The organism is Streptomyces sp. NPDC001828 (assembly GCF_042892175.1).
In the GTDB taxonomy this organism is placed as follows: domain Bacteria; phylum Actinomycetota; class Actinomycetes; order Streptomycetales; family Streptomycetaceae; genus Streptomyces.
The window spans coordinates 302,271-326,599 of record NZ_JBIATV010000009.1; the positions used below are offsets into that span (position 1 = coordinate 302,271).

Annotated in this window: 26 protein-coding genes and 4 tRNA genes; 22 read left to right on the forward strand and 8 right to left on the reverse strand. The window is 71.2% G+C overall.

Annotated features, from left to right (window positions below):
* Window positions 1-11: 11 nt before the first annotated feature.
* Both ACFYZA_RS25435 and ACFYZA_RS25440 read right to left on the reverse strand, forming a co-directional pair.
* A tRNA-Cys gene (locus ACFYZA_RS25435) sits at window positions 12-85 on the reverse strand.
* Between the two features lie 38 nt (window positions 86-123).
* Window positions 124-196, reverse strand: a tRNA-Gly gene (locus ACFYZA_RS25440).
* A gap of 191 nt (window positions 197-387) precedes the next feature.
* On the opposite strand from ACFYZA_RS25440, the gene ACFYZA_RS25445 reads away from it, so the two are divergent.
* From ACFYZA_RS25445 to ACFYZA_RS25455, 3 genes are read left to right on the forward strand one after another with little or no spacing between them, the layout of a single operon-like run.
* Window positions 388-1,461: a chorismate-binding protein gene (locus tag ACFYZA_RS25445; RefSeq protein WP_382599528.1), complete on the forward strand. Its 1,074-nt coding sequence runs from the start codon at window positions 388-390 to the stop codon at window positions 1,459-1,461.
* Window positions 1,462-2,283: an aminotransferase class IV gene (locus tag ACFYZA_RS25450; RefSeq protein WP_388492922.1), complete on the forward strand. Its 822-nt coding sequence runs from the start codon at window positions 1,462-1,464 to the stop codon at window positions 2,281-2,283. It abuts the gene before it with no gap.
* Window positions 2,284-2,325: 42 nt separating this feature from the next.
* Complete coding sequence (locus ACFYZA_RS25455; protein WP_382599524.1) at window positions 2,326-3,159, forward strand: GNAT family N-acetyltransferase; 834 nt, start codon at window positions 2,326-2,328, stop codon at window positions 3,157-3,159.
* 13 nt (window positions 3,160-3,172) lie between these two features.
* On the opposite strand, the gene ACFYZA_RS25460 is transcribed toward ACFYZA_RS25455, so the two are convergent.
* A complete protein-coding gene (locus ACFYZA_RS25460) occupies window positions 3,173-3,700 on the reverse strand; it encodes a DsbA family protein (protein WP_388492925.1) in 528 nt (175 codons plus the stop codon).
* 140 nt (window positions 3,701-3,840) lie between these two features.
* On the opposite strand from ACFYZA_RS25460, the gene ACFYZA_RS25465 reads away from it, so the two are divergent.
* Both ACFYZA_RS25465 and ACFYZA_RS25470 read left to right on the forward strand, forming a co-directional pair.
* The gene (locus tag ACFYZA_RS25465; protein ID WP_382599520.1) at window positions 3,841-4,287 is read left to right on the forward strand and encodes a hypothetical protein; all 447 of its coding nucleotides are present in this window, start codon (window positions 3,841-3,843) and stop codon (window positions 4,285-4,287) included.
* 147 nt (window positions 4,288-4,434) lie between these two features.
* Window positions 4,435-4,608 carry a hypothetical protein gene (locus ACFYZA_RS25470; protein WP_162952646.1) on the forward strand — a complete coding sequence of 58 codons (174 nt, stop codon included), beginning with the start codon at window positions 4,435-4,437 and terminating at the stop codon, window positions 4,606-4,608.
* 16 nt (window positions 4,609-4,624) lie between these two features.
* On the opposite strand, the gene ACFYZA_RS25475 is transcribed toward ACFYZA_RS25470, so the two are convergent.
* On the reverse strand, window positions 4,625-5,188 hold the full coding sequence (locus tag ACFYZA_RS25475; RefSeq protein WP_388492927.1) for a CGNR zinc finger domain-containing protein: 564 nt from the start codon (window positions 5,186-5,188) through the stop codon (window positions 4,625-4,627).
* 195 nt (window positions 5,189-5,383) lie between these two features.
* Entirely contained in the window at window positions 5,384-5,800 is a 417-nt protein-coding gene (locus ACFYZA_RS25480; RefSeq protein WP_053723613.1) for an SsgA family sporulation/cell division regulator, read from the reverse strand.
* Between the two features lie 198 nt (window positions 5,801-5,998).
* On the opposite strand from ACFYZA_RS25480, the gene ACFYZA_RS25485 reads away from it, so the two are divergent.
* From ACFYZA_RS25485 to ACFYZA_RS25500, 4 genes are all read left to right on the forward strand, one after another.
* Window positions 5,999-6,400, forward strand: coding sequence for a TIGR02611 family protein (locus tag ACFYZA_RS25485; protein ID WP_382599513.1), 402 nt, complete (start codon window positions 5,999-6,001; stop codon window positions 6,398-6,400).
* Window positions 6,401-6,452: 52 nt separating this feature from the next.
* Window positions 6,453-6,524, forward strand: a tRNA-Val gene (locus ACFYZA_RS25490).
* Window positions 6,525-6,619: 95 nt separating this feature from the next.
* Window positions 6,620-7,120, forward strand: coding sequence for an SRPBCC family protein (locus ACFYZA_RS25495; protein WP_382599511.1), 501 nt, complete (start codon window positions 6,620-6,622; stop codon window positions 7,118-7,120).
* 39 nt (window positions 7,121-7,159) lie between these two features.
* Window positions 7,160-7,231 (forward strand) — tRNA-Val (locus tag ACFYZA_RS25500).
* 75 nt (window positions 7,232-7,306) lie between these two features.
* Here the strand turns inward: ACFYZA_RS25500 and ACFYZA_RS25505 are convergent.
* On the reverse strand, window positions 7,307-8,032 hold the full coding sequence (locus ACFYZA_RS25505; protein ID WP_382599509.1) for a 3'-5' exonuclease: 726 nt from the start codon (window positions 8,030-8,032) through the stop codon (window positions 7,307-7,309).
* A gap of 191 nt (window positions 8,033-8,223) precedes the next feature.
* Between ACFYZA_RS25505 and ACFYZA_RS25510 the strand changes: the two genes are divergently transcribed.
* The 4 genes from ACFYZA_RS25510 to ACFYZA_RS25525 all read left to right on the forward strand — a co-directional run bounded on the left by ACFYZA_RS25510 (window position 8,224) and on the right by ACFYZA_RS25525 (window position 12,731).
* Window positions 8,224-8,802 carry a DUF4365 domain-containing protein gene (locus ACFYZA_RS25510; RefSeq protein ID WP_100577255.1) on the forward strand — a complete coding sequence of 193 codons (579 nt, stop codon included), beginning with the start codon at window positions 8,224-8,226 and terminating at the stop codon, window positions 8,800-8,802.
* On the forward strand, window positions 8,802-9,995 hold the full coding sequence (locus tag ACFYZA_RS25515) for a hypothetical protein (RefSeq protein WP_388492929.1): 1,194 nt from the start codon (window positions 8,802-8,804) through the stop codon (window positions 9,993-9,995). The genes ACFYZA_RS25510 and ACFYZA_RS25515 overlap by 1 nt, the downstream gene beginning before the upstream one ends.
* Window positions 9,996-10,093: 98 nt before the next feature.
* Entirely contained in the window at window positions 10,094-12,070 is a 1,977-nt protein-coding gene (gene thrS / locus ACFYZA_RS25520) for a threonine--tRNA ligase (RefSeq protein ID WP_382599504.1), read from the forward strand.
* A gap of 103 nt (window positions 12,071-12,173) precedes the next feature.
* Window positions 12,174-12,731 carry an HIT domain-containing protein gene (locus tag ACFYZA_RS25525; RefSeq protein ID WP_100577257.1) on the forward strand — a complete coding sequence of 186 codons (558 nt, stop codon included), beginning with the start codon at window positions 12,174-12,176 and terminating at the stop codon, window positions 12,729-12,731.
* A 3-nt stretch (window positions 12,732-12,734) separates the two neighbouring features.
* Here the strand turns inward: ACFYZA_RS25525 and ACFYZA_RS25530 are convergent, their stop codons facing one another.
* Both ACFYZA_RS25530 and ACFYZA_RS25535 read right to left on the reverse strand, forming a co-directional pair.
* Window positions 12,735-14,408, reverse strand: a complete 1,674-nt coding sequence (locus ACFYZA_RS25530) for a hypothetical protein (protein ID WP_382599502.1) — start codon at window positions 14,406-14,408, stop codon at window positions 12,735-12,737.
* Between the two features lie 164 nt (window positions 14,409-14,572).
* Window positions 14,573-16,771: an elongation factor G-like protein EF-G2 gene (locus tag ACFYZA_RS25535; protein ID WP_388492932.1), complete on the reverse strand. Its 2,199-nt coding sequence runs from the start codon at window positions 16,769-16,771 to the stop codon at window positions 14,573-14,575.
* Window positions 16,772-17,044: 273 nt separating this feature from the next.
* On the opposite strand from ACFYZA_RS25535, the gene pgsA reads away from it, so the two are divergent.
* The 9 genes from pgsA to ruvA all read left to right on the forward strand — a co-directional run bounded on the left by pgsA (window position 17,045) and on the right by ruvA (window position 24,295).
* The gene (gene pgsA, locus ACFYZA_RS25540) at window positions 17,045-17,710 is read left to right on the forward strand and encodes a phosphatidylinositol phosphate synthase (RefSeq protein ID WP_382599499.1); all 666 of its coding nucleotides are present in this window, start codon (window positions 17,045-17,047) and stop codon (window positions 17,708-17,710) included.
* The gene (locus ACFYZA_RS25545) at window positions 17,707-18,603 is read left to right on the forward strand and encodes a phosphatidylinositol mannoside acyltransferase (RefSeq protein WP_382599497.1); all 897 of its coding nucleotides are present in this window, start codon (window positions 17,707-17,709) and stop codon (window positions 18,601-18,603) included. Before pgsA ends, ACFYZA_RS25545 begins: the two co-directional genes overlap by 4 nt.
* Window positions 18,600-19,760 carry a glycosyltransferase family 4 protein gene (locus ACFYZA_RS25550; protein WP_382599495.1) on the forward strand — a complete coding sequence of 387 codons (1,161 nt, stop codon included), beginning with the start codon at window positions 18,600-18,602 and terminating at the stop codon, window positions 19,758-19,760. Before ACFYZA_RS25545 ends, ACFYZA_RS25550 begins: the two co-directional genes overlap by 4 nt.
* Window positions 19,761-19,965: 205 nt before the next feature.
* Window positions 19,966-20,511 (forward strand): hypothetical protein, encoded by a 546-nt coding sequence (locus tag ACFYZA_RS25555; protein ID WP_382599493.1) that lies wholly within the window; start codon window positions 19,966-19,968, stop codon window positions 20,509-20,511.
* 147 nt (window positions 20,512-20,658) lie between these two features.
* Window positions 20,659-21,579, forward strand: a complete 921-nt coding sequence (gene pdxS, locus ACFYZA_RS25560; protein WP_100577264.1) for a pyridoxal 5'-phosphate synthase lyase subunit PdxS — start codon at window positions 20,659-20,661, stop codon at window positions 21,577-21,579.
* A gap of 6 nt (window positions 21,580-21,585) precedes the next feature.
* Window positions 21,586-22,170 (forward strand): pyridoxal 5'-phosphate synthase glutaminase subunit PdxT, encoded by a 585-nt coding sequence (gene pdxT / locus ACFYZA_RS25565; RefSeq protein ID WP_382599491.1) that lies wholly within the window; start codon window positions 21,586-21,588, stop codon window positions 22,168-22,170.
* Between the two features lie 114 nt (window positions 22,171-22,284).
* Entirely contained in the window at window positions 22,285-23,037 is a 753-nt protein-coding gene (locus ACFYZA_RS25570; protein ID WP_267054210.1) for a YebC/PmpR family DNA-binding transcriptional regulator, read from the forward strand.
* 125 nt (window positions 23,038-23,162) lie between these two features.
* A complete protein-coding gene (ruvC, locus tag ACFYZA_RS25575) occupies window positions 23,163-23,693 on the forward strand; it encodes a crossover junction endodeoxyribonuclease RuvC (protein WP_382599488.1) in 531 nt (176 codons plus the stop codon).
* Window positions 23,690-24,295 (forward strand): Holliday junction branch migration protein RuvA, encoded by a 606-nt coding sequence (ruvA, locus tag ACFYZA_RS25580; protein ID WP_388492934.1) that lies wholly within the window; start codon window positions 23,690-23,692, stop codon window positions 24,293-24,295. Before ruvC ends, ruvA begins: the two co-directional genes overlap by 4 nt.
* Window positions 24,296-24,329 lie beyond the last annotated feature (34 nt).

Here is a 24,329-nt window from a genome sequence, read left to right on the forward strand (position 1 = left end):
CTAATCGCGCTTGGAGGTGGAGACGGGATTTGAACCCGTGTAGACGGCTTTGCAGGCCGTTGCCTCGCCTCTCGGCCACTCCACCAGGAGTGCATATGGGGTTCGGGAAGATCCCCCACATCGAGCGGACGACGAGATTCGAACTCGCGACCCTCACCTTGGCAAGGTGATGCTCTACCAACTGAGCCACGTCCGCTTGTCGTTTCCGTTTCGCTTGCGCGTCCCGGCGACGTGTTGAACTCTAGCGGATTCCCGGGCCAGTACAAAAACGCGTTTGTGCAGCGTGCTGCGTTACGCCTGGTCCGGACCGCGGCCGGCGCCCGGGCCGGTGTCCGCCTCCGGGCCGCTCAGGGGCACCCCACCTGCACCGGCTCTAGACTCGCAACCGTGCACGACCTCACTCCGCTGGCGCGCTTCGGCCAGCTCGTCGCCTCGGACCTGCGTGATGTCACCAGCGACCCCGAGGCCCTCGACTCCTCCGGCTTCTGGGCCGTCTCCCACGACTTCGAGGGCCGCCTCGTGTGCGCCCGCTTCGCGGACGTCCGCAAGGAGCCGGTCCCCGAGCCCGTGCCCGGAGCCTGGCGCGGGCCCGACGGCGACGACTGGACGTCCTCGCTCGACCGCGCCGCGTATACGGCCGGAGTGCGGCGCATCCGCGAGCACATCGCGGCCGGCGAGGTCTACCAGGCGAACCTCTGCCGGGTGCTGACCGCGCCGCTGCCCGACCCGGCGGCGGCCGACGTGGACGCGCTCACCGCGCTGCTCGCCCGTGGCAACCCCGCGCCCTATGCCGGAACGATTCGGCTTCCCGCCCACGGCGTCGAGATCGCGACCGCGTCCCCCGAGCTCTTCCTGCGCCGCACGGGCCGCACCGTGGAGTCCGGCCCCATCAAGGGGACCGGGCGGACCGCGGCGGACCTCGCGGAGAAGGAGCGCGCCGAGAACGTGATGATCGTGGACCTCGTCCGCAACGACCTGGGGCGGGTGTGCGCCACCGGTTCGGTGACCGTGCCCGCGCTGTGCGCGGTCGAGGAGCACCCCGGCCTCGTCCATCTCGTCTCCACCGTGCGCGGCGAACTGCGCGAGGGCGCGGGCTGGCGCGAGCTGCTCGACGCCACGTTCCCGCCCGGCTCGGTCACCGGGGCACCCAAGTCCAGCGCCCTGCGGATCATCGAAGCCCTGGAGACCGCGCCGCGCGGCCCCTACTGCGGCGGCATCGGCTGGGTCGACGCCGACCGGGGGACCGCCGAGCTCGCCGTGGGGATACGCACCTTCTGGATCGACCGGCCCCACGGCTTGCTCCGCTTCGGTACCGGGGCGGGCATCATCTGGGGCTCGGATCCGGAACGGGAGTGGGCGGAGACCGAGCTGAAGGCCTCCCGCCTCCTGTCGGTGGCATCGGGCGCGTACGCCCACAGCGGTTACAGCGGGCACGACGGACACAGCGGAAGGACCGCGTAAATGCAGATCTGGGTCAATGGCGCGTTGCGGGAGGCGGATGCCGCGCAGGTGTCGGTCCTCGATCACGGGCTCACCGTGGGGGACGGCGTCTTCGAGACGGTGAAGGCGAGCGGCGGGAGCCTGTTCGCGCTCACCCGCCATCTGGAACGGCTGACCCGCTCGGCGCGTGGCCTCGGCCTGTCCGACCCGGACCTCGACGAGGTCCGGCACGCCTGCGCGGCCGTCCTGGACGCCAACCCCATGCCCCTCGGCCGGCTGCGGATCACCTACACCGGCGGCCTCTCGCCACTCGGCTCGGACCGGGGGGACGCCGGCCCGACCCTGGTCGTCGCGATCGCCGAGAGCACGCGCAGGCCCGACACCACCGCCGTGATCACGGTGCCGTGGACCCGCAACGAGCACAGCGCGGTGGCCGGCCTGAAGACCACCTCGTACGCCGAGAACGTCGTCGCCCTCGCGAAGGCGCACGGGGCCGGTGCCTCGGAGGCGCTCTTCGCCAACACCGCGGGGCAGCTCTGCGAGGGCACCGGCTCCAATGTCTTCGTGGTCGTCGGCGGACGTCCGCACACCCCGCCGCTCTCCTCCGGCTGCCTCGGCGGGATCACCCGTGCCCTCACCATCGAGTGGACCGGCGCCCAGGAGAGCGAGCTGCCGATGGACGTCCTGGAGAGCGCCGAGGAGATCTTCCTGACCTCCTCCCTGCGCGACGTCCAGGCCGTACACCGGGTGGACGGTCGGGAGTTGACCGCCGCGCCCGGACCGGTCACGGCGAAGGTCATGCGGATCTTCGACGAGCGGGCCGGATCTGATCTGGACCCGTAAAAGCTGGTGACGGGCGGCGCCGGGGCAGGTACAACGGCCTTGATGACGACCACCATTCGGCCGACCGAGCCGCTTCAGCAGGGCGCCGACGGCGCCAAGTCGCGTACCTACGACGTGTGTGTGAACAGCCGACGCGTCGGCCGGATCGTGATCGCCGCCGACACCTCGCTCGGGCTCGCCGTGGGCCGGATCGACGAGCTGTGGATCGACGAGGCGGACCGGGGGCGCGGGCGCGGCACCGTCGCCGCGCTCGCCGCCGAGGAGGTGCTGCGCGGCTGGGGCTGCGGCCAGGTCCGCCTCTCGGTCGGGGCCGGCGCCGAGGCGGCGCTGCGGATGGCGGCCGCCCTCGGCTACCAGGAACGCAGCCGGAACATGGTCAAGCAACTCCCGGACACCGCACCGGAGTTGCCCGCCGGAACGACCGGGCGCCCCATGAGCGCGGAGGAGTTCGAGCAGTGGCGGCGGGAGGCCGTGGACAGCTATGCGCGGGGCCGGATCGAGGACGGCATGACCGAGGCGGAGGCCCTGGCCTGGTCCGAGGCGGAGCACCGCGCGCTACTGCCGGACGGCACCGCCACCGCCGGGGCGAGCCTCATGGTCCTGGCGGACCGGGGGAGCGTGGTGGGCACCCTGTGGGTGGCCCGGGCCACCCCGCCCGCCGAGGGGGCGTTCGTCTTCGACGTCCTCGTCGCCGAGGAGCACCGCGGCCGGGGTCACGGCCGCTCACTGATGCTGCTCGCGGAGCGGGTGGCACTGGCCGACGGGCAGGACATCGTGGGGCTGCACGTCTTCGCGGGCAACACCCCGGCGCGGCGCCTGTACGAGTCGCTCGGCTACGAGACGGTCCGCCACAACCAGTACAAGCACCTGCTCTGACCGACGTGCGGCGTTACGAGGAGTGTTGGGCGAGCAGCCGGTCCACGATCTCCTCGATGCGCTCGCGCAGCCCCTCCTGGCTCCTGCCGCCGTCCAGACGCTCGTCGTCGATGACGTACGTCGGAGTGCCGGTGACGCCGATCGCCTTGCCCTCGGCCTGATCGGCGTCGACGATCAGGATGTGCCGCCCGTCGATGAGAGCGGTCTCGAACTCCTCGGCGTCCAGGCCGAGTTCGGCCGCCGCGTCCACGAGCGCAGGCTCGCCCCGCTCGGCGAGACGCTCGGTGCGGGCGAGCACCGCCTCCACGTACGGCCAGCCCTGCCCCTGCTCGAAGGCCTCCTCGGCGGCCTGGGCCGCGGCGAAGGCGTGCTTGTGCTTCTCCAGCGGGAAGTGCCGCAGCCGGATGTCGAGGCGGTCGCCGTAGCGGGCGCGCAGGGCGCGGATGTCGTCGAGGGCGGTGCGGCAGTCGGGGCACTGCAGCTCGCACCACACGTCGAGGAGGACGGGGCCCGCGGTGCTGGAGGGGGTGGTGTCGCTCATGGGGCCAGTCTCCCAGCAACCGGCACCTGGGGAGGATCCCGCCCCGGAGATCTCCCTGAGGTCCCGCCCGACCGTGGCCCGGGCGGCGGGTTCCGGTGCAGGATGGAAGAAGCCATACCCCTCATGCCTGGAGGAACCGGATGCTTGCCGAGACCGTCTGCTCCGCCGTTTCCGCGGCCGGACTGGGCATCGCTGCCATCACGGCGTACCGCAAGCGCTTCCTCGCGGCTACGCGCATCGCCGCCTATTCGCTGGTCCCCGTCGGTCTGGTCATGACCGGCGTCGTGCAGTGGGTGTCCGGCATCGTCTTCAAGCCGAGCGTATGGCTCGGCTTCGGGCTGCTCGGGGTCGCCTGGCTGCTGTTCATGACCACCCGGGCCGTCGAGCGGCGCACGGGCGGCACCCGCAAGGAACGCAAGGCCGCGGCGGCGGCGCAGCGGGACGCGGTGGCTCCCGCGGCGTCCGCCCCCTCGCTCGGCGCGGGCCGCGCGCCGGCCGCACAGCCCGCCGCGAAGGCCAAGGCCGCCCCCGCCCCGAGCGAGGACTTCAGCGACATCGAGGCCATCCTGAAAAAGCACGGCATCTGAGGTTTTCACCCCGTTCCGCCGGGAGCGCGAAGGGGCGGGAGCCGCGCGCGGCCGGCCTCGTACGCGCTACAAGATCGGGCGAACTCCCGCTGTTTATGGGCGTGTTGGTATACCCATGCGGTGCGGCTGGGTCATCATCGCCCCGAGATGCTGGACACTTCCCAGGGCTCCACCCCTGCACCGACCGACAAGCCGAGCGCGCCCGACCCGCAGGCGCGGGGCTGTCTCTTCGCGCTCTCCCAGCCACCCCTGATGATCTTCCTGGGGGTGATCGGCTGCCTGTTGCTCATGGCGGCCGTGCATGACCTGTTCCTGCTCTGAGCGCGCGGCGGCAAGGTCAGCGCGCGGCTTCGGCTTCCTTGCGGCGGGCCCGGTACGCCGCCACGTGCAGGCGGTTTCCGCAGGTGCGGCTGTCGCAGTAGCGGCGGGAGCGGTTGCGGGAGAGGTCCACGAAGGCCCGGCCGCAGTCCGGCGCCTCGCACCTGCGAAGGCGTTCCTGCTCACCGGTGACGACGATGAAGGCGAGCGCCATGCCGCCGTCGGCGGCCAGGTGGTCGGCCACCGAGGCGCCCGGCGCGAAGTAGTGCACGTGCCAGTCGTAGCCGTCGTGGTTGGTCAGCTGCGGGGTGGTGCCGGCGGCCGCGACCAGCTGGTTGACGAGTTCGGCGGCGCTGCGGGCGTCGGGCGCCGCGAAGATCTCCGCGAACCTGCTGCGCACCCCCTGGACGCCCACCAGGTCACCGATGGACAGCCGCTCCACACCGCTCACGCTGTGGTCGTGCACGAAGCCGTACAGCGCCTCCACATCGGCGAGGCGGTCGGTGGCCTCGCTCTCCGGCGCGGTGTTCACCAGATCGACCACCATCTCGAGCGCGCTTCGGGTGTCGTGAGGGATCAGCACGATTCGCTCCCTGGCCTGCGTCGGGCGGGCGCCCGTCGATGCTGGAGGACTCTAGCGGCTCGTGCCGAACGCGCACCGGTGCCGTCCCCCACGACGGCTTTCGTGGGGGACGGCACCGGTCACTGCCGTTATGTGGTTGTCCGCGCGGCGCCGTCGCCCCGAGTCGGACGGCGCCGTGCGGCTCTCTGCCTGGCCTCAGTTGTTCTCGGCCAGGATGTGCGAGAGTTCCGTGTCGAGATCGAAGTGACGGTGCTCGGTGCCGGGCGGCACCGCGGCGTCGGTCCGTTTCAGGAACGACTCCAGGGCCCGCGCCGGGGCTTCGAGCAGGGCTTCTCCTTCCGGCGAGCTCAGGGCGATACAGACGACACCCTGACCGTGACTGCGTGACGGCCAGACTCTGACGTCGCCGGTTCCGGTGGGCCGGTGCAGGCCCTCGGCGAGGAGGTCGCGAGCGAAGACCCACTCGACGGTTTCCTCGGCTCCGGTGTGGAAGGTGGCGTGCACGGCATAGGGATCGGCCGTGTCATACCGCAGGCCCGCGGGTACAGGCAGTGAGGACTCGCTCGACACAACGAGGCGCAGGTGCAGCTCGCAGCTGACCGTGGTGTTCATAAGCGCCAGGGCCTTTCGCTCAGTGTGCGCTCGGGGATTCGCACGTCGGCGAAATCGACATGCCACCTACGGTGCCGTTGTAAACCCCTCTGACCGTTTTGCGGGCCTTCACGTAGCTCGTACGGCCGACTATTACTTTGAGTCATAGGTCCATTTCGGTGAACGCGTTTTTGGACACCGTTCCGGTAGGTTGGGCCCATGGATACGGGGAGTGACGAACAGGGCGCCGCGGCCCTCGGATCGCGTGCGCCGGAGTTCATCAAGGCGTCGCGGCCGCTGCACCTGAGCTGGCAGGTCGGCGTTTTCGTGGTGGGTCTGGCGGTGGTGGCCGCCGGAATCGTGATGCTGCCGCTGCCCGGGCCCGGCTGGCTGGTGATCTTCGGCGGCATGGCGATCTGGGCGACCGAATTCGTCTGGGCCCAGCTGGTGCTGCGCTGGACGAAGCGCAAGGTCACCGAGGCCGCGCAGAAGGCGCTCGACCCCAGGGTGCGGCGCCGCAACATCATCCTGACGACGGTCGGCCTGGTGATCGTCGCCGTGCTCGTCGGCGTCTACCTGTGGAAGTTCGGCATGGTGATGCCGTGGAAGATCAACGAGTGACCGCGCGTGGTCCAAGGCCCCGCTGACATGCGGTAATGTTTGCGGTGCGCCCGGGCGATTAGCTCAGTGGGAGAGCGCTTCGTTCACACCGAAGAGGTCACTGGTTCGAACCCAGTATCGCCCACCCGGATGCGAAGGCCCCGGAGATCATTTCGATCTCCGGGGCCTTCGGCGTTCCCGGGTGTTCCGCCCCCGGGCCCCCGCACGCAGACTGGCGGCATGAACTGGTGCCACTACCGCTTCCGCAGCGTCTGGGACCTGCGGGCCGCTCCCCGCGCCGTCTACGCCGCCCTGGAGCGCGTCGAGGAGTACCCGCGCTGGTGGCGGGAGATCCGCGAGGTGACCCCCGTCGACGACCGCACCGGCACCGCCCGGATCCGCTCGCTCGTGCCGTACGACCTGTTCGTCACCGCCCGCGAGCGGCGGCGCGACCCGGCGGCGCTGGTCCTGGAGGTCGCGCTCGTCGGCGATCTCGAAGGGTGGGCGCGCTGGACGCTGTCCGCGCACCGGGGCGGGACACGGGCCGTCTACGAGCAGGAGGTCGAGGTGCGCAAGCCGCTCATGCGGCGGCTCGCGGTGCCCGGCCGCCCGGTGTTCCGGGCCAACCACGCCCTGATGATGCGGTCGGGCAGGCGCGGATTGCGGCACCGCCTGACGAAGGAAAGCCGGGCGGAGCGCGTCGTCGAGGGGCGGCGGCCGGGAGACGGGTGCGCGGTTTGAAAGCTGGGCCCGTCGGCCTGTATGGTTCAGTCCGTTCCCGGGCGATTAGCTCAGTGGGAGAGCGCTTCGTTCACACCGAAGAGGTCACTGGTTCGAACCCAGTATCGCCCACCGGGAAAGGCCGGTCCGTCATCGACGGACCGGCCTTCTTGTTGCCGGTGCCGCTGCCGGTGCCGCCGTCAACACTCAGGCGGCCGCCGGGAGTTCGGGCCGCAGCGGCCACGCCGTGTCCACCACTTCCGGGGTGCCCTGCCGGGTGAACCAGGCCTGCAGACCGCGGGCCTGCGCGGCGTGCCAGGTCGCCTGGAGGGTGTGCAGTTCGGTGGGCGTCAGGCGCTCCAGGCGGGCCGCGAACCTGCGGCCCACCGCCCGTACGACCTCCAGGGCGGCCAGCGCGTCGGCGGCCGCGTCGTGGGCGCCCTCAAGCGTCACGCCGTAGTGCTCGCACAGGTCGGTGAGCGTACGGCGGCCCTTGCGGTAGCGGTCCAGATGCTTGTCCAGGACCCGGGGATCGAGCACCCGCATCGGATTCTGGCCCAGGTAGTGGGCCAGGGAGGCCGCGCGGTGCCGCTTCAACTCCCGGTCCAGGAGCGTCAGATCGAACGGCGCGTTCATGATGACCAGGGGCCGGCCCGCCACGCACTGCTCGGCGAGGCACTTCGCCATCTCGTCCATCACCGGCGCCGGCCAGCGCCCGTTCCGCTGGAGGTGCTCATCGGTCAGGCCGTGCACCGCGGTGGCGCCCGCCGGAACGGGTACGCCCGGGTTGACCAGCCACCGCGTCGACCGCGGCCGTGCCCCGGGCCCGTCCTGGACCACCAGCGCGGCCGAGACTATCCGGTCCCCTTCGACGTCCACCCCGGTCGTCTCCGTGTCGAACGCCGCCAGGGGACCTTCGTACCAGCACGTCATGTCTACTCAACTCCTCGCGCCCTACCGGCAGATGGCGTGCATCCCCTGCCCGTTTCCGTGATACCCGGGCTGTTTGCGACATACGCCGTTTGCGGGGAGCCGAGTACGGAGACAACACTCTTGACGGGAATGGCGTTTGACGTTCCGTCAGGGAAAAAGTTCGGCACAGTTCCGGAAGGCATACGACAGCCATGGCGCTCGCGCAGCCCGATCCGGCCGCGCCCGGGCACGGTCTGCTGCCCGAGCGGATCGCACCGCTGCGCGGCTCGCTCGCCACCACCGCCTGCATGGAGACCCTTCAGGTGGGCTACCTGCACGCGGTGGCGGCGGCCGCGGGATGTTCGCTGTCGCAGCCCTTTCCGGACAACGGCATCGACTGGCACGTGAGCCACAGCGCTCCCGGGCACACCGTCGACGACGAAGTGACGATCAAGGTGCAGCTCAAGTGCACGTACCAGATTCCGCCGCATCCGCCGGGCGGGGCCTTCTCCTTCACGCTGGACAACGACCACCTGGTGAAGCTGGCCCGCACACCCGTGTCGGTGCACAAGATCCTGGTCGTGATGCTGGCGCCGAGGATCCGGGACGAGTGGCTGCGCGCGGGCCACGACCGCCTGGCGCTGCGGCACTGCTGCTACTGGACCAATCTGGCCGGACACCCGGTGACCGGCCGGCGCAGGACCACGGTGCGAATACCGACCTCGCGGATCTTCGACGACCGCGCGCTCTGCGAGATCATGACGCGGGTCGGGGTGGGAGGGAGGCCCTGATGCGCTGGCCCGACGACGATCCCGGCGGCACGCCGCCGGTTCCCGGCCAGGTGGACCCGACGGTGCTCGGGGTGCTCCTCCACCGGCACGGCTGGCGGCGGCGCGGGGGAGCGGCGGGGCGCTACGCGCGCTGGACGCCGCCCGGCGCGGTCGCCTCCGGCACGAGCCTGCTGGTCCCCGAGAGCCGGGCCTATCCCGACTGCGACGACCTGCTCGGCGAGGCCCTCACCGCGCTCGCCCGCAGCGCGACGCCCTCCGCGCGCGAGGTGCTGGTCTCGCTCGCGCTGCCCAGCGACGAGGTGCGCTGGTGGCGCGAGGTCCCCGAGGGCCCGGCGGGCGCCGCCTCCTGGAGCGAGCAGGACCGGCTGCGCGGGGCCGCGCACCGGATGCTGCTCGCGGGCGCGCTCGCCGTGCGCGGGCCGGCCGGGTACTACGGGGCCCGCCACCGCAGGCAGGCCCTCGCCTCCCTCGAAGGCGTCCTCGTCGAACCGGGACCCGGCGGCGGGCTCACCGCGTTCGTGCCGTCCGCGTCCGGGCGGCCCGCCGTGGTCCGCCTCTACGCGGCCCTCAACGCGGTGCGGGACGCGGTCGACTACCAGCGCACCACGGGCGGCATGGAAGCCTTCGACGCGGCCGTACGGGCCGGTGTGAGCCGGGAGCTGACCGAGTCGGTGGTCGCCCTCGTGCACGGCACCGAAGGCGTCCGGGTCGCCCTCGACTGGGCCCCCGCCGCCGGGGTGCCCGCCGGGTGCGCGGCCCGCCCCGAGCCCGTCGACTTCTCGCCCGGCGACCTGCCCGCGCTGCGCGCGGCCGGCGCGCGCTACCTGAGCGACGAGCCCTCCGTGCCGGTGCGGATCACCGGCGCCGTGGTGCGGCTGCGCCGCTCGGGACCGCGCGGGCCCGGCGTCGTACGGCTGCGGGTGCTCGCCGGGGCGGAGGTCCCGCACGTCCGCATGGAGCTGGACGAGGAGGCGTACCGGATCGCCGGGCACGCGCATCTGGTCGGGCTGCCGATCCGGGTCGTGGGGCGACTGGAGAGCCGGGGCGGCTTCCGGCGGCTGTCGGCCGCCCGCGAGGTCACCCCCGTGCAGGTCGACGACGCCGAGCGGGACCGCCTGATGAAGTCGCTCCAGGAGAACCTCGACTTCTTCGAGGAGGCCTGCGGAGCGGAGCCGGACGAGGCCGCGGACTGAGCGCCGGCAAACCGTTTCGCGGCGTACCCCACCGGCTCGGTAGGATCGTTCCGCGTACGCGACACGCGCTGCGCGCCCCCTACGGCAGGAGAAGTCCGGTGTCAGACGTCCGTGTGATCATCCAACGCGATTCCGAGCGGGAAGAGCGCGTGGTGACGACGGGCACTACGGCCGCCGAGCTCTTCGCCGGTGAGCGCACCATCGTCGCGGCCCGCGTGGCCGGTGAGCTGAAGGACCTCGCGTACGAGGTGAAGGACGGCGAGGAGGTCGAGCCCGTCGAGATCTCCTCCGAGGACGGCCTCAACATCCTGCGCCACTCCACCGCGCACGTCATGGCGCAGGCCGTCCAGGAGCTCTTCCCCGAGGCCAAGCTGGGCATCGGACCGCCGGTGCGGGACGGCTTCTACTACGACTTCGACGTCGAGAAGCCGTTCACGCCCGAGGACCTCAAGGCCGTCGAGAAGAAGATGCAGGAGATCCAGAAGCGCGGCCAGCGCTTCTCGCGCCGCGTCGTCACCGACGAGGCCGCCCGCGAGGAGCTCGCGGACGAGCCGTACAAGCTGGAGCTCATCGGCATCAAGGGCGCCGCGTCCACCGACGACGGCGCGAACGTGGAGGTGGGCGGCGGCGAGCTGACCATCTACGACAACCTCGACGCCAAGACCGGCGAGCTGTGCTGGAAGGACCTCTGCCGCGGTCCCCACCTGCCCACCACCCGCAACATCCCCGCGTTCAAGCTGATGCGCAACGCCGCCGCCTACTGGCGCGGCAGCGAGAAGAACCCGATGCTCCAGCGCATCTACGGCACCGCCTGGCCCTCCAAGGACGAGCTGAAGGCGCACCTGGAGTTCCTCGCCGAGGCCGAGAAGCGCGACCACCGCAAGCTCGGCAACGAGCTCGACCTGTTCTCCATCCCGGAGCAGATCGGCTCCGGCCTCGCCGTCTTCCACCCCAAGGGCGGCATCATCCGCCGGGTCATGGAGGACTACTCGCGCCGCCGGCACGAGGAGGAGGGCTACGAGTTCGTCTACACCCCGCACGCCACCAAGGGGAAGCTCTTCGAGACCTCGGGCCACCTGGACTGGTACGCCGACGGCATGTACCCGCCCATGCAGCTCGACGAGGGCGTGGACTACTACCTGAAGCCCATGAACTGCCCGATGCACAACCTGATCTTCGATGCGCGCGGGCGTTCCTACCGTGAACTGCCGCTGCGGCTCTTCGAGTTCGGCACGGTGTACCGGTACGAGAAGTCGGGCGTGGTGCACGGCCTGACCCGGGCCCGGGGCTTCACCCAGGACGACGCGCACATCTACTGCACCAAGGAGCAGATGGCCGACGAGCTGGACCGGACGCTCACCTTCGTCCTGAACCTGCTCCGCGACTACGGTCTGAACGACTTCTACCTGGAGCTGTCGACCAAGGACCCGGAGAAGTTCGTCGGCTCGGACGAGATCTGGGAGGAGGCCACCGACACGCTCCGCGCGGTGGCCGAGAAGCAGGGCCTCGAACTGGTCGCCGACCCCGGCGGCGCCGCCTTCTACGGCCCGAAGATCTCGGTGCAGGCGCGCGACGCCATCGGCCGCACCTGGCAGATGTCGACCGTCCAGCTCGACTTCAACCTGCCCGAGCGCTTCGACCTGGAGTACACCGGCCCCGACGGCACCAAGCAGCGCCCGGTGATGATCCACCGCGCCCTGTTCGGCTCCATCGAGCGCTTCTTCGCGGTGCTCCTCGAGCACTACGCGGGCGCGTTCCCGGCGTGGCTGGCTCCCGTCCAGGCGGTCGGCATCCCGATCGGCGACGCGCACGTGGAGTACCTCCAGGACTTCGCCCGCCAGGCCAAGGCCAAGGGGCTGCGGGTCGAGGTCGACGCGTCGTCGGACCGGATGCAGAAGAAGATCCGCAACCAGCAGAAGCAGAAGGTCCCGTTCATGATCATCGCGGGTGACGAGGACATGGCCGCCGGTGCCGTCTCCTTCCGCTACCGCGACGGTTCGCAGGAGAACGGCGTCCCGGTGGCCGAGGCCATCGCGAAGATCGAGAAGGTCGTGGCGGAGCGCACCCAGGTCTGACGACCGCCGTACGCCGAGGGCCCCCGGGAAGCGTGCTTTCCCGGGGGCCCGTCCGCGTTCCGCCGCCGGCAACCCGGGCGACGCTCCGGTGCGCCGAAGTCATATGCTGCACACCATGACGACTGAGCCGGAGCAGCAGATCGGAGTGGGGACGCAGGACGCGTTCCAGCGCCTGTGGACGCCCCACCGGATGGCCTACATCCAGGGCGAGAACAAGCCGACGGGACCGGAGTCCGGCGACGGATGTCCGTTCTGCTCGATTCCGGCGAAGTCGGACGAGGACGGCCTGATCATCAAGCGGGGCGAGCACGTCTACGCGGTGCTCAACCTCTACCCGTACAACGGCGGGCACCTGATGGTGGTGCCCTACCGTCACGTGGCCGACTACACGGAGCTGGACGAGGCCGAGACGCTGGAGCTCGCCGACCTCACCAAGCGGGCGATGACCGCGCTGCGTGCCGCCTCCGGCGCCCACGGGTTCAACATCGGGATGAACCAGGGCGCGGTGGCCGGTGCCGGGATCGCCGCCCATCTGCACCAGCACGTCGTGCCGCGCTGGGGCGGCGACACCAACTTCATGCCGGTCGTCGGCCACACCAAGGTGCTGCCCCAACTCCTCGCGGACACCCGCCAGATGCTGGCCGACGCCTGGCCCGCGTAGTCCTCACGCGTCGTACAGGTCCGCCTTGCGCGGTGCCGCGTCCTGGACCATGCCGCTGAGGATCATCGAGCGGTTGGTGAAGCGGTCGGTGTTCACTCCGTGCTCGTCGAGCACCTTCATGGCGGCGGAGTGGACCACCCGCAGGACCGGCGTCGCCGCGCGCATCGCGTCGTCGGCCATGAAGCGGTGGCGCCAGGGCTTGTCGGCCCAGGCGTGCCGCAGCCCGAACGGCTCCGGCAGCGCTATCCGGCCGCCCAGGTGGTCCAGGAGCGGCGGGTACCAGGTCAGCGGGGCCCGGGCGGCCAGGCGCACCACCTCGTTGGCGTCGACCAGGGGCAGCTGGATCGTCTTCTTCTCCCAGAACTTGAAGGTCTTGTCGACCTCCCTCGTCTTGGGCGAGGGCTTGGTGGTGAACAGGGCGTGCACCGGGCCGAGCGCGTGCCCGGTCACCTCGATGCGCAGGGTCTCGTGCAGCACGGTGACGGTGACCATCATGGTGATGACCAACTGGCCGTCCCAGAGCGTGAATTGAACGCCCAGGTAGTGGCGGTTGCCGCTGGAGAACTGCTGCTCGTTGCAGATGCGCTGTATCTCGTGCTGGCGCACCTGGAAGTTGTCGATGTCCTGGCCGCTGGGCCGGGAGACCTCCTTGGCGCCCTCGCCGATCGGTGAGACCACCCAGTTCTTGATGGAGGGGGTGGGGAAGCCGCCGGTGTGCAGGGGGCCGCGTTCCAGGAGCTGGAGGCGGTCCTGGATGGCCCGTATGACGTCCCAGCTGCGGAAGCCGTGGATCTCCTTGCCGGCTTCCTTGGGCTCCAGCTCCTCGGCGAGCTGCCAGCTGCCCCAACGGGTGCCCATCCCGAGTATGCCCTTGGGGCCCGCGTAGAAGACGACGTTGCTCTGGTCCTCGGCGGCCAGCTTGACCAGCGACTGGCGCAGCTGTTCGGCGGAACCGGCCGCCGAGCTCTTGGGCACCGCCTCGGGGATCTTGGCTCCTATGCCGCCGCCGCCGAGCAGGCTGTCCCAGCGCGAGCGCAGATCGCGCGCGGTCCGCTCGCAGATGACCTTCGCCCAGTACCAGCCGATGACCGGGGCCACCAGCATCGCGCGCAGATAGAGCGCGAGTATCCCGTGGAAGGGCAGCTTGATCAGGAAGAGCACGGCGAGCCCGGCCACGGCCACCATCAGGACCGTGCCGAGCGCGCCGGCCCGCCGGTCCTTGGCGCCGGCCAGCGTGCGGCGCAGCTGGAAGACGGCAAGCCAGAGCAGCATCCCGGGCAGGAAGAGCACCCCGAAGACACCCATGACCAGGGTCAGTTTGGTGTCCCGCTCCTTGCGGATGCGGATCGAGGCCAGACAGTGCTCGACGATGGTGCCGGGCTCGGTGCCGAAGGACTGGATGATGCCCTTGCGGGTGGCGCCGAGCATGCGGGACTGGACGGCCCGCGAGAAGGCCTCGCCGAGGTTGGGTTCGAAGAGCGACAGCTTGCCCTTGGTCACCACCGACTCGTGCCACTCGCTGTTGGCCTTGAGGATGTCCTCGACCGGACTGTCCCGGTACGCGGCCGAGGCGAGCGCCTGGGTCGCGGCCGTCTGGCCCGCGGAGCCCTGGAGCGGCACCTGCGGCCTGGGCAAGAAGTCGAAGAATGGCTCTTCCGTCGTCACTGCCGCCCCCATCGCCGCGCGTCCTTGCTGTGCGGCCCGTTCCCGGCCACCGGTCCCCGCACACCTGCTGGACCGGGACCCCAGCGTAACGGGGTCGCGGGCCGCCCGTCAGGGGACATCGCAATGCCGCCCACCGCGCGGAGTTCGCGATGGGCGGCTTTCTGATGAGCTGTCAACTAGCGTCCTTCTTCTGCCTGTTCACGCATTTTGTCGGCGATCTGGGCGGGCATCGGCTCGTGCCGGGCGTAGCTGCGGCTGAACCGGCCGGTGCCGTGCGAGAGCGACCTGAGGTCCAGCGCGTACCGGCCGATCTCGATCTCCGGGATCTCGGCCCGCACCAGCGTCCGCCCCGGCCCCGCCTGCTCGGTGCCGACCACCCGGCCGCGCCGCCCGGACAGGTCGCTCATCACCGGGCCCACGTAGTCGTCGGCGACCAGGACCTGGACCTCGGCGACCGGTTCGAGCAGATGGATGCTCGCCTCGGCGGCCGCCTCCCGCAGCGCGAGGGCGCCCGCGGTCTGGAAGGCGGCGTCGGAGGAGTCCACCGAGTGCGCCTTGCCGTCCAGGAGCGTGATGCGCACGTCCACCAGCGGGTAGCCCGCGGCGACGCCCCTGGCCGCCTGGGCCCGTACGCCCTTCTCGACGGACGGGATGAACTGGCGCGGGACCGAGCCGCCGACCACCTTGTCCACGAACTCGATGCCGCTGCCCGGCGGCAGCGGCTCCACATCGATCTCGCAGATCGCGAACTGCCCGTGCCCGCCGGACTGTTTGACGTGCCGGCCGCGCCCGGCCGCCTTCTCGCCGAAGGTCTCCCGCAGCGACACCTTGTGCGCCACGACGTCGACCTGGACGCCGTACCTGCTGCGCAGCCGCTCCAGGGCCACCTCGCGGTGTGCCTCGCCCAGGCACCAGAGCACCAACTGGTGGGTGTGGGCGTTCTGTTCGAGCCGCATCGTCGGGTCCTCGGCGACCAGGCGCGCGAGCCCCTGCGAGAGCTTGTCCTCGTCGGCCTTGCTGTGCGCCTCGATGGCCAGCGGCAGCAGCGGGTCGGGCATGTCCCACGGTGTCATCAGGAGCGGGTCGTCCTTGGCCGACAGGGTGTCCCCGGTCTCGGCCCGCGTCAGCTTCGCCACGCACGCCAGGTCGCCCGCGACGCACCGGGTGAGCGTGCGCTGCTGCTTGCCGAACGGCGAGGACAGGGCGCCGACCCGCTCGTCGACGTCGTGGTCCTCGTGGCCCCGGTCCGCCATGCCGTGCCCGGACACGTGCACCGTCTCGTCGGGGCGCAGGGTGCCGGAGAAGACCCGGACCAGGCTGATCCGGCCGACGTACGGGTCGGACGAGGTCTTGATCACCTCGGCCACCAGGGGGCCGTCGACGGCGCAGGCGGGCGTCGGGCGCGGCCTGCCGTCGGGGGTGGTGAGGCCGGGGGCGGCCCGCTCCAGGGGGGAGGGGAAGCCGCCGGTGACGAGTTCCAGCAGCTCGATGGTGCCGAGGCCCTGTTTGGCGCCCTCGGCGGCCGGGGCCGCCGCGAGGACGGGGTGGAAGGTGCCGCGCGCCACGGCCCGCTCCAGGTCGCTCACCAGGGACCCGAAATCGATGTCCTCGCCGCCGAGGTAGCGGTCCATGAGGGTCTCGTCCTCGCTCTCGGCGATGATCCCCTCGATGAGCCGGTTGCGGGCCTCCTCGACCATCGGGAGCTGGTCCTCGTCGGGCTCGGTCTCCTTGCGCTCGCCGGACTCGTAGTCGAAGACCCGCTGCGAGAGCAGCCCGATCAGGCCGGTGACCGGCGCGTGCCCGTCCGGTCCTGCGGTGCCGTGCACCGGGAGGTACAGCGGGAGCACCGCGTCGGGGTCGTCGCCGCCGAACGCCTCGGCGCAGATGCCGGTCATGGCGGAGAAGTCGGCGCGGGCCGCCTCCAGGTGCGTGACCACGATGGCCCGGGGCATCCCGACGGCCGCGCACTCGTCCCAGACCATCCGGGTCGAGCCGTCCACGCCGTCCGCGGCCGAGACGACGAAAAGGGCCGCGTCCGCCGCTCGCAGACCGGCCCTGAGTTCCCCGACGAAGTCGGCGTATCCGGGGGTGTCCAAGATATTGATCTTGAAGCCACCCCATTCCACCGGCACCAGCGACAGCTGTACGGAGCGCTGCTGCCGGTGCTCGATGTCGTCGTAGTCGGAGACGGTCCCGCCGTCCTCGACCCGGCCCGCGCGGTTGACGGCGCCCGCCGCCAGCGCGAGCGCTTCCACCAGCGTGGTCTTCCCGGATCCGCTGTGGCCGACCAGCACCACGTTCCGTACGGATGAGGGGTGGTCGGCCGTCGGGGCCCTGCCGGCGGCTCCGGGGTGTGCGTTCGCCTTGTCGCCCATGTCCGTTCCTCCCGGTTTCGTGCGCGGTGAGGTGGTGAGGGGGGCGCGGACACGCGGACTCCGCGTGCCGAGGCGGCATCTGCGACGCCCGCGGTAATTCGAGCTTTCCACTCCCGTCACGGTGCGTCCATACGTCGTACGGGTCCGCACGCGCGAGGTGGCCCGAAGCGCGCCCGGCGGGTGCCCGGCGGTGCGGCCGCGCAGTCGTGGCTACGATGGGTCGGCCGGTGGCCAGCAGGGGCCGCGCGGCCACACCGACCCCTCGGGAAGGCCATGCTGAACAAGTACGCGCGTGCATTCTTCACGCGTGTCCTCACGCCGTTCGCCGCATTTCTGCTCCGCCGCGGAGTCAGCCCGGACGCGGTGACCCTCATCGGCACGGCCGGAGTGATGGCGGGGGCGCTGGTCTTCTTCCCCCGTGGAGAGTTCTTCTGGGGCACCATCGTCATCACCCTCTTCGTCTTCTCCGACCTGGTCGACGGCAACATGGCCCGCCAGGCCGGGATCTCCAGCCGCTGGGGCGCGTTCCTCGACTCGACCCTCGACCGGGTCGCCGACGGCGCGATCTTCGGCGGCTTCGCGCTCTGGTACGCCGGGCAGGGCGACAACAACGTGCTGTGCGCGGTGGCCATCTTCTGCCTGGCCAGCGGCCAGGTGGTGTCCTACACCAAGGCGCGCGGCGAGGCGATCGGCCTTCCCGTCGCGGTCAACGGCCTGGTCGAGCGCGCCGAGCGGCTCGTGATCTCGCTGGTCGCGGCGGGCCTGGCCGGACTGCACAACTTCGGGGTGCCGGGCATCCAGGTGCTGCTTCCCATCGCGCTGTGGATCGTCGCCGTCGGCAGCCTGGTCACGCTGATCCAGCGCGTGGTGACCGTCCGCCGGGAGTCCGCCGAGGCGGATGCCGCCGCCGCGCGGGCGGCCGGCGAGGCGGGCGCATGAAGGACAGGCTGACCGACGCGCTCTACGGCCTTGGCTGGTCCACCGTCAAGAAGCTCCCCGAGCCCGTCGCGAACGGGCTCGGGCGGCGCATCGCCGACCAGGTGTGGAAGCGGCGCGGCAAGAGCGTGCTGCGCCTGGAGTCCAACCTGGCCCGGGTCGTGCCCGACGCGTCCCCCGAGCGGCTCGCGGCCCTCTCCCGGGCGGGCATGCGCTCCTACATGCGGTACTGGATGGAGTCCTTCCGGCTGCCGTCGTGGAGCCGGGACCGGATGGCGAACGGCTTCGTGCCCGAGGACGTCCACAACCTCGTCGACGCCCTCGGCTCGGGGCGGGGCGTCGTCGTCGCGCTGCCCCACATGGGCAACTACGACCTCGCGGGCGCCTGGGTCACCACCAGGATGAGCACCCCCTTCACCACCGTCGCCGAGCGCCTCAAGCCCGAGTCCCTCTACGACCGCTTCGTCGCCTACCGCGAGAGCCTGGGCATGGAGGTGCTGCCGCACACCGGCGGCGCCGCCTTCGGCACCCTGGCCCGGCGGCTGCGTGCGGGCGGCCTGGTCTGCCTGGTCGCCGACCGCGACCTGTCGGCGTCCGGCGTCGAGGTCAAGTTCTTCGGCGAGACGACCCGGATGCCCGCGGGGCCGGCCATGCTGGCCCAGCAGACCGGCGCGGTGCTGCTGCCGGTGACGCTCTGGTACGACGACTCGCCGATCATGAAGGGCCGGGTGCACCCGCCCGTCGAGGTGCCCGAGACAGGTGACCGGGCCTCCAGGACGTCCTCGATGACACAGGCGGTGGCAGACGCCTTCGCCACCGGAATCGCCGACCACCCGGAGGACTGGCACATGCTGCAACGCCTGTGGCTCGCGGACCTGGAGGAGCGACAGCCGTGAAGATCGGCATCGTCTGCCCGTACTCGTGGGACGTCCCGGGCGGCGTCCAGTTCCACATCCGGGACCTGGCGGAGCACCTCATCCGCCTCGGCCACGAGGTGTCGGTGCTCGCCCCCGCCGACGACGAGACCCCGCTGCCGCCGTACGTCGTCTCGGCGGGCCGGGCCGTCCCGGTCCCGTACAACGGCTCGGTGGCGCGGCTCAACTTCGGGTTCCTCTCGGCGGCCCGGGTGCGGCGCTGGCTGCACGACGGCACCTTCGACGTGATCCACATCCACGAGCCGGCCTCGCCCTCGCTCGGCCTGCTGTCCTGCTGGGCCGCGCAGGGGCCCATCGTGGCGACCTTCCACACCTCCAACCCCCGCTCCCGCGCCATGATCGCGGCGTATCCGATCCTCCAGCCCGCCCTGGAGAAGATCAGCGCGCGCATCGCCGTCAGCGAGTACGCGCGGCGCACCCTCGTGGAACACCTCGGCGGTGACGCGGTGGTGATCCCCAACGGCGTGGACGTCGACTTCTTCGCCAAGGCCGAGCCGAACAAGGAGTGGCAGGGGCAGACCCTCGGCTTCATCGGCCGCATCGACGAGCCGCGCAAGGGACTGCCGGTCCTGATGAAGGCCTTCCCCAAGATCCTCGCCGAGCGCCCGGACACCCGACTGCTCGTGGCCGGCCGCGGCGACGAGGAGGAGGCGGTCGCCTCGCTGCCGGCCGAGATGCGCTCCCGGGTCGAGTTCCTCGGCATGGTGAGCGACGAGGACAAGGCGCGGCTGCTGCGCAGCGTGGACGTGTACGTCGCCCCCAACACCGGCGGCGAGAGCTTCGGGATCATCCTGGTCGAGGCGCTCTCGGCGGGCGCCGCGGTCCTCGCCAGCGACCTGGACGCCTTCGCCCAGGTCCTGGACCAGGGCGCGGCGGGCGACCTCTTCGCCAACGAGGACGCCGACGCGCTGGCCTCCGCCGCGGTACGCCTGCTCGCCGACCCGGCCCGACGCGCGGGCCTCGGCGAACGCGGCTCGGCCCATGTGCGGCGCTTCGACTGGGCGACGGTCGGCGCGGACATCCTCGCGGTGTACGAGACGGTGACGCACGGCGCGGCGGCGGTGGCGACGGACGAACGCACCGGATTCCGGGCGCGGTTCGGGCTCGCCCGGGACTGACCCCGGTGGGGCCCGGGCGGCCACGGCACCGTGCTCGCCCCGCCGCGCCGCGCCCGAACCCGCCAACTGCCTTTAGCCCACTGCCCGTTCCTCCCCACCCGCCCGAATCCGGTGGCCCCGGAGGGCTCAGCCTTCCCTGCGGCACCGCGCGTTCCGAGAGCGGCGCGGGGCGGGCGGGTCCGGTGCCCCGGTAGCCTTGCGGCCCGTGACCGTAACCCTCATCTGGATCGCCGTCGCCCTGGTCGCGATCGGCCTCTACCTCAGCTGGACCGCCGGCCGGCTCGACCGGCTGCACGCCCGCATCGACTTGGCCCGTGCCTCGCTCGACGCCCAACTGCTGCGCCGCGCCTCGGTCACCCAGGAACTCGCCACCAGCGGGGTGCTCGACCCCGCCGCCTCCATCGTCCTGTACGAGGCCGCGCACGCCGCGCGCCAGGCGGAGGAGGAACACCGGGAGGTCGCCGAGAGCGAGCTGAGCCAGGCGCTGCGCGCGGTGTTCGGGGAGCCCGCGCAGGTCGACTCCGTACGGGAGGCGCCCGGCGGTGTGGAGGCCGCCGAGGAACTGGCGCAGGCCGTGCGCAGGGTGCCGATGGCGCGCCGCTTCCACAACGACGCGGTGCGGGCGGCGCGGGCGCTGCGCCGGCACCGCACGGTGCGCTGGCTGCGGCTGGCCGGGCACGCGCCGTTCCCGCTCGCCTTCGAGATGGACGACGAGCCGCCGACGGCGCTGGCCGACCGGCCGGGCACCTGACCGGTTGACCAGTTGACCAGTTGACCGGCTGACCGGCTGACCGGCGAAAACGATCCACCGGGTGCGCATTGGCCCTTGATGTGGCCTGCTCCGCCGGGGTTCTCTCGGGACAGCAGAATCCCTTCTTCGCCCCAGTGAGGTCGCTCCGTGTCCACCACGCCTTCCAGCACCCCCCAGTCCGACAGCCCCGCCATCGGCACCGCGCGCGTCAAGCGCGGCATGGCCGAGCAGCTCAAGGGCGGCGTGATCATGGACGTCGTCAACGCCGAGCAGGCGAAGATCGCCGAGGACGCGGGCGCCGTGGCCGTCATGGCCCTGGAGCGGGTTCCGGCCGACATCCGCAAGGACGGCGGCGTGGCCCGGATGTCCGACCCGAACATGATCGAGGAGATCATCGGCGCGGTCTCCATCCCGGTGATGGCCAAGTCCCGCATCGGCCACTTCGTCGAGGCCCAGGTCCTGCAGTCCCTCGGCGTCGACTACATCGACGAGTCCGAGGTCCTGACCCCGGCCGACGAGGTCAACCACAGCGACAAGTTCGCCTTCACCACGCCGTTCGTCTGCGGCGCCACCAACCTGGGCGAGGCCCTGCGCCGCATCGCCGAGGGCGCGGCCATGATCCGCTCCAAGGGTGAGGCCGGCACCGGCAACGTCGTCGAGGCCGTCCGCCACCTGCGCCAGATCAAGAACGAGATCGCCAAGCTGCGCGGCTTCGACAACAACGAGCTGTACGCCGCCGCCAAGGAGCTGCGCGCCCCGTACGAGCTGGTCAAGGAAGTCTCCGAGCTCGGCAAGCTCCCCGTCGTGCTGTTCTCCGCCGGCGGCGTGGCCACCCCCGCCGACGCCGCGCTGATGCGCCAGCTCGGCGCCGAGGGCGTCTTCGTCGGCTCCGGCATCTTCAAGTCGGGCGACCCGGCCAAGCGCGCCGCCGCCATCGTGAAGGCCACCACCTTCTTCGACGACCCGAAGATCATCGCGGACGCCTCCCGCAACCTGGGCGAGGCCATGGTCGGCATCAACTGCGACACCCTGCCCGAGACCGAGCGCTACGCCAACCGCGGCTGGTAACCACTCATGAACACACCCGTGATCGGTGTCCTGGCCCTCCAGGGCGACGTACGGGAGCACCTCATCGCCCTGGCCGCGGCGGACGCCGTGGCCAGGCCGGTCAGGCGCCCCGAGGAGCTCGCCGAGGTGGACGGCCTGGTCATACCCGGCGGCGAGTCCACCACCATCTCCAAGCTCGCCGCGCTGTTCGGCATGCTGGAGCCGCTGCGCGAGCGGGTGCGGGCGGGCCTGCCGGTGTACGGCACCTGCGCCGGGCTGATCATGCTCGCCGACAAGATCCTTGACCCGAGGTCGGGCCAGGAGACCATCGGCGGCATCGAGATGATCGTCCGCCGCAACGCCTTCGGCCGGCAGAACGAGTCCTTCGAGGCGACCGTCGAGGTTTCGGGCGTGGGCCCCGTGGAAGGCGTGTTCATCCGCGCGCCCTGGGTCGAGTCCGTGGGCGCCGAGACCGAGGTGCTCGCCGAACACGGCGGACACATCGTCGCCGTGCGCCAGAAGAACGCCCTGGCCACCTCGTTCCACCCCGAGCTGACCGGCGACCACCGCATGCACGCCCTGTTCGTGGACATGGTGCGCGCCGCCTCCTGAAAGAGGGGCGCGAAAGCGCCTGCTGACGGGCGGGGGCCGGGCGACGGGCGGGCCGGGTCCCGGTAGGATCTCTGCCGAACGACGCAGAATGGGTTACGCGAAGGAGACAGGCAGATGTCCGGCCACTCTAAATGGGCTACGACGAAGCACAAGAAGGCCGTGATCGATGCCAAGCGCGGCAAGCTCTTCGCGAAGCTGATCAAGAACATCGAGGTCGCGGCCCGCACCGGTGGCGCCGACATCGACGGCAACCCGACGCTCTTCGACGCCGTACAGAAGGCCAAGAAGCAGTCGGTGCCCAACAAGAACATCGACTCCGCGCTCAAGCGCGGTGCCGGTCTCGAAGCGGGCGGTGCCGACTACGAGACGATCATGTACGAGGGTTACGGCCCCAACGGTGTCGCGGTGCTCATCGAGTGCCTCACCGACAACCGCAACCGTGCCGCCTCCGACGTACGTGTCGCGATGACCCGCAACGGCGGCAACATGGCCGACCCGGGTTCGGTCTCGTACCTCTTCAACCGCAAGGGCGTCATCGTCCTGCCCAAGGCCGAGCTCTCCGAGGACGACGTCCTGGACGCGGTCCTGGAAGCGGGTGCGGAGGAAGTCAACGACCTCGGTGAGTCCTTCGAGATCATCTCCGAGGCGACCGACCTGGTCGCGGTCCGTACCGCGCTCCAGGAGGCCGGTATCGACTACGACTCGGCCGACTCCAACTTCGTCCCGACCATGCAGGTCGAGCTGGACGAAGAGGGCGCGCGGAAGATCTTCAAGCTGATCGACGCGCTGGAGGACAGCGACGACGTCCAGAACGTCTTCGCCAACTTCGACGTCTCCGACGAGGTCATGGAGAAGGTCGACGCGTAGGACCGCGCGGGCTGAGTGTTTTCGGCGGGCCGATGGGACACGTCCCATCGGCCCGCCGCCGTTGTCAGTGGCAGCGGATAGCCTGGCGGCAAGTCAAAGATCACCGAGGGACCGAGGGGGAGGCCGTGCGCGTACTCGGGGTGGACCCCGGACTGACGCGGTGTGGTGTGGGCGTCGTCGAGGGGATGGCGGGCCGGCCGCTCACCATGCTGGGCGTCGGCGTCGTACGCACGCCCCCGGACGCCGAGTTGGGCCATCGCCTGGTCGCCATCGAGCGCGGCATCGAGGAGTGGCTCGACGCGCACCGGCCCGAATTCGTCGCCGTGGAGCGGGTGTTCAGCCAGCACAACGTGCGTACGGTGATGGGCACCGCCCAGGCCAGCGCGGTCGCCATGCTGTGCGCCTCGCGCCGCGGCATCCCCGTCGCCCTGCACACTCCCAGCGAGGTCAAGGCCGCCGTCACCGGCAGCGGCCGCGCCGACAAGGCGCAGGTCGGCGCGATGGTGACGCGGCTCCTGCGGCTCGACGCCCCGCCCAAGCCGGCCGACGCGGCGGACGCGCTGGCCCTCGCCATCTGTCACATCTGGCGCGCCCCCGCGCTCAACAGGCTGCAACAGGCCCACGCCCAGCACTCCGTACGGAAGGTCACCCGATGATCGCGTTCGTCAGCGGCCCGGTCGCGGCCCTCGCCCCCGACACCGCGGTGGTCGAGGTCGGCGGCATCGGCATGGCCCTCCAGTGCACGCCCAACACCCTGGCCGAACTGCGCATCGGCCAGCACACCAAACTCGCCACGTCACTGGTCGTGCGGGAGGACTCGCTGACCCTGTACGGCTTCGCCGACGACGACGAGAAGCAGGTCTTCGAGCTGCTCCAGACCGCCAACGGCGTCGGCCCCCGGCTCGCCCAGGCGGTCCTCTCCGTACACACCCCGGACGCGCTGCGCCGCGCGTTCGCCACCGGCGACGAGAAGGCCCTCACCGCGGTGCCCGGCATCGGCAAGAAGGGCGCCCAGAAGCTGCTCATCGAGCTGAAGGACCGGCTCGGCGCGCCCGTCGGCAACGCCCCGGCGATCGGCGCCCCGGTCACCTCGGGCTGGCGCGACCAGCTGCACGCGGCCCTGATCGGCCTCGGCTACGCGACCCGTGAGGCCGACGAGGCGGTCGCCGCCGTGACCGCCCAGGCCGAGGCCACGGACAAGCCGAACATCGGCGCGCTCCTCAAGGCCGCCCTGCAGACCCTCAACCGCGCCCGCTGAACCAGCCCGCAGGCCCTCCACCGCTTCCGCCGAA

Coding starts and splice junctions, on each gene's coding strand:
- ACFYZA_RS25510 (WP_100577255.1), top strand. CDS start 8,224: ATGGCGCTCGCGCAGCCCGATCCGGCCGCGCCCGGGCACGGTCTGCTG.
- ACFYZA_RS25480 (WP_053723613.1), bottom strand. CDS start 5,800: ATGAACACCACGGTCAGCTGCGAGCTGCACCTGCGCCTCGTTGTGTCG.
- ACFYZA_RS25455 (WP_382599524.1), top strand. CDS start 2,326: ATGACGACCACCATTCGGCCGACCGAGCCGCTTCAGCAGGGCGCCGAC.
- ACFYZA_RS25465 (WP_382599520.1), top strand. CDS start 3,841: ATGCTTGCCGAGACCGTCTGCTCCGCCGTTTCCGCGGCCGGACTGGGC.
- ACFYZA_RS25545 (WP_382599497.1), top strand. CDS start 17,707: ATGAAGGACAGGCTGACCGACGCGCTCTACGGCCTTGGCTGGTCCACC.
- ACFYZA_RS25570 (WP_267054210.1), top strand. CDS start 22,285: ATGTCCGGCCACTCTAAATGGGCTACGACGAAGCACAAGAAGGCCGTG.
- ACFYZA_RS25470 (WP_162952646.1), top strand. CDS start 4,435: ATGCTGGACACTTCCCAGGGCTCCACCCCTGCACCGACCGACAAGCCG.
- ACFYZA_RS25525 (WP_100577257.1), top strand. CDS start 12,174: ATGCTGCACACCATGACGACTGAGCCGGAGCAGCAGATCGGAGTGGGG.
- pgsA (WP_382599499.1), top strand. CDS start 17,045: ATGCTGAACAAGTACGCGCGTGCATTCTTCACGCGTGTCCTCACGCCG.
- ACFYZA_RS25515 (WP_388492929.1), top strand. CDS start 8,802: ATGCGCTGGCCCGACGACGATCCCGGCGGCACGCCGCCGGTTCCCGGC.
- ruvA (WP_388492934.1), top strand. CDS start 23,690: ATGATCGCGTTCGTCAGCGGCCCGGTCGCGGCCCTCGCCCCCGACACC.
- ACFYZA_RS25450 (WP_388492922.1), top strand. CDS start 1,462: ATGCAGATCTGGGTCAATGGCGCGTTGCGGGAGGCGGATGCCGCGCAG.
- ACFYZA_RS25460 (WP_388492925.1), bottom strand. CDS start 3,700: ATGAGCGACACCACCCCCTCCAGCACCGCGGGCCCCGTCCTCCTCGAC.
- ACFYZA_RS25485 (WP_382599513.1), top strand. CDS start 5,999: ATGGATACGGGGAGTGACGAACAGGGCGCCGCGGCCCTCGGATCGCGT.
- ACFYZA_RS25530 (WP_382599502.1), bottom strand. CDS start 14,408: ATGGGGGCGGCAGTGACGACGGAAGAGCCATTCTTCGACTTCTTGCCC.
- ACFYZA_RS25495 (WP_382599511.1), top strand. CDS start 6,620: ATGAACTGGTGCCACTACCGCTTCCGCAGCGTCTGGGACCTGCGGGCC.
- ACFYZA_RS25505 (WP_382599509.1), bottom strand. CDS start 8,032: ATGACGTGCTGGTACGAAGGTCCCCTGGCGGCGTTCGACACGGAGACG.
- ACFYZA_RS25535 (WP_388492932.1), bottom strand. CDS start 16,771: ATGGGCGACAAGGCGAACGCACACCCCGGAGCCGCCGGCAGGGCCCCG.
- pdxT (WP_382599491.1), top strand. CDS start 21,586: ATGAACACACCCGTGATCGGTGTCCTGGCCCTCCAGGGCGACGTACGG.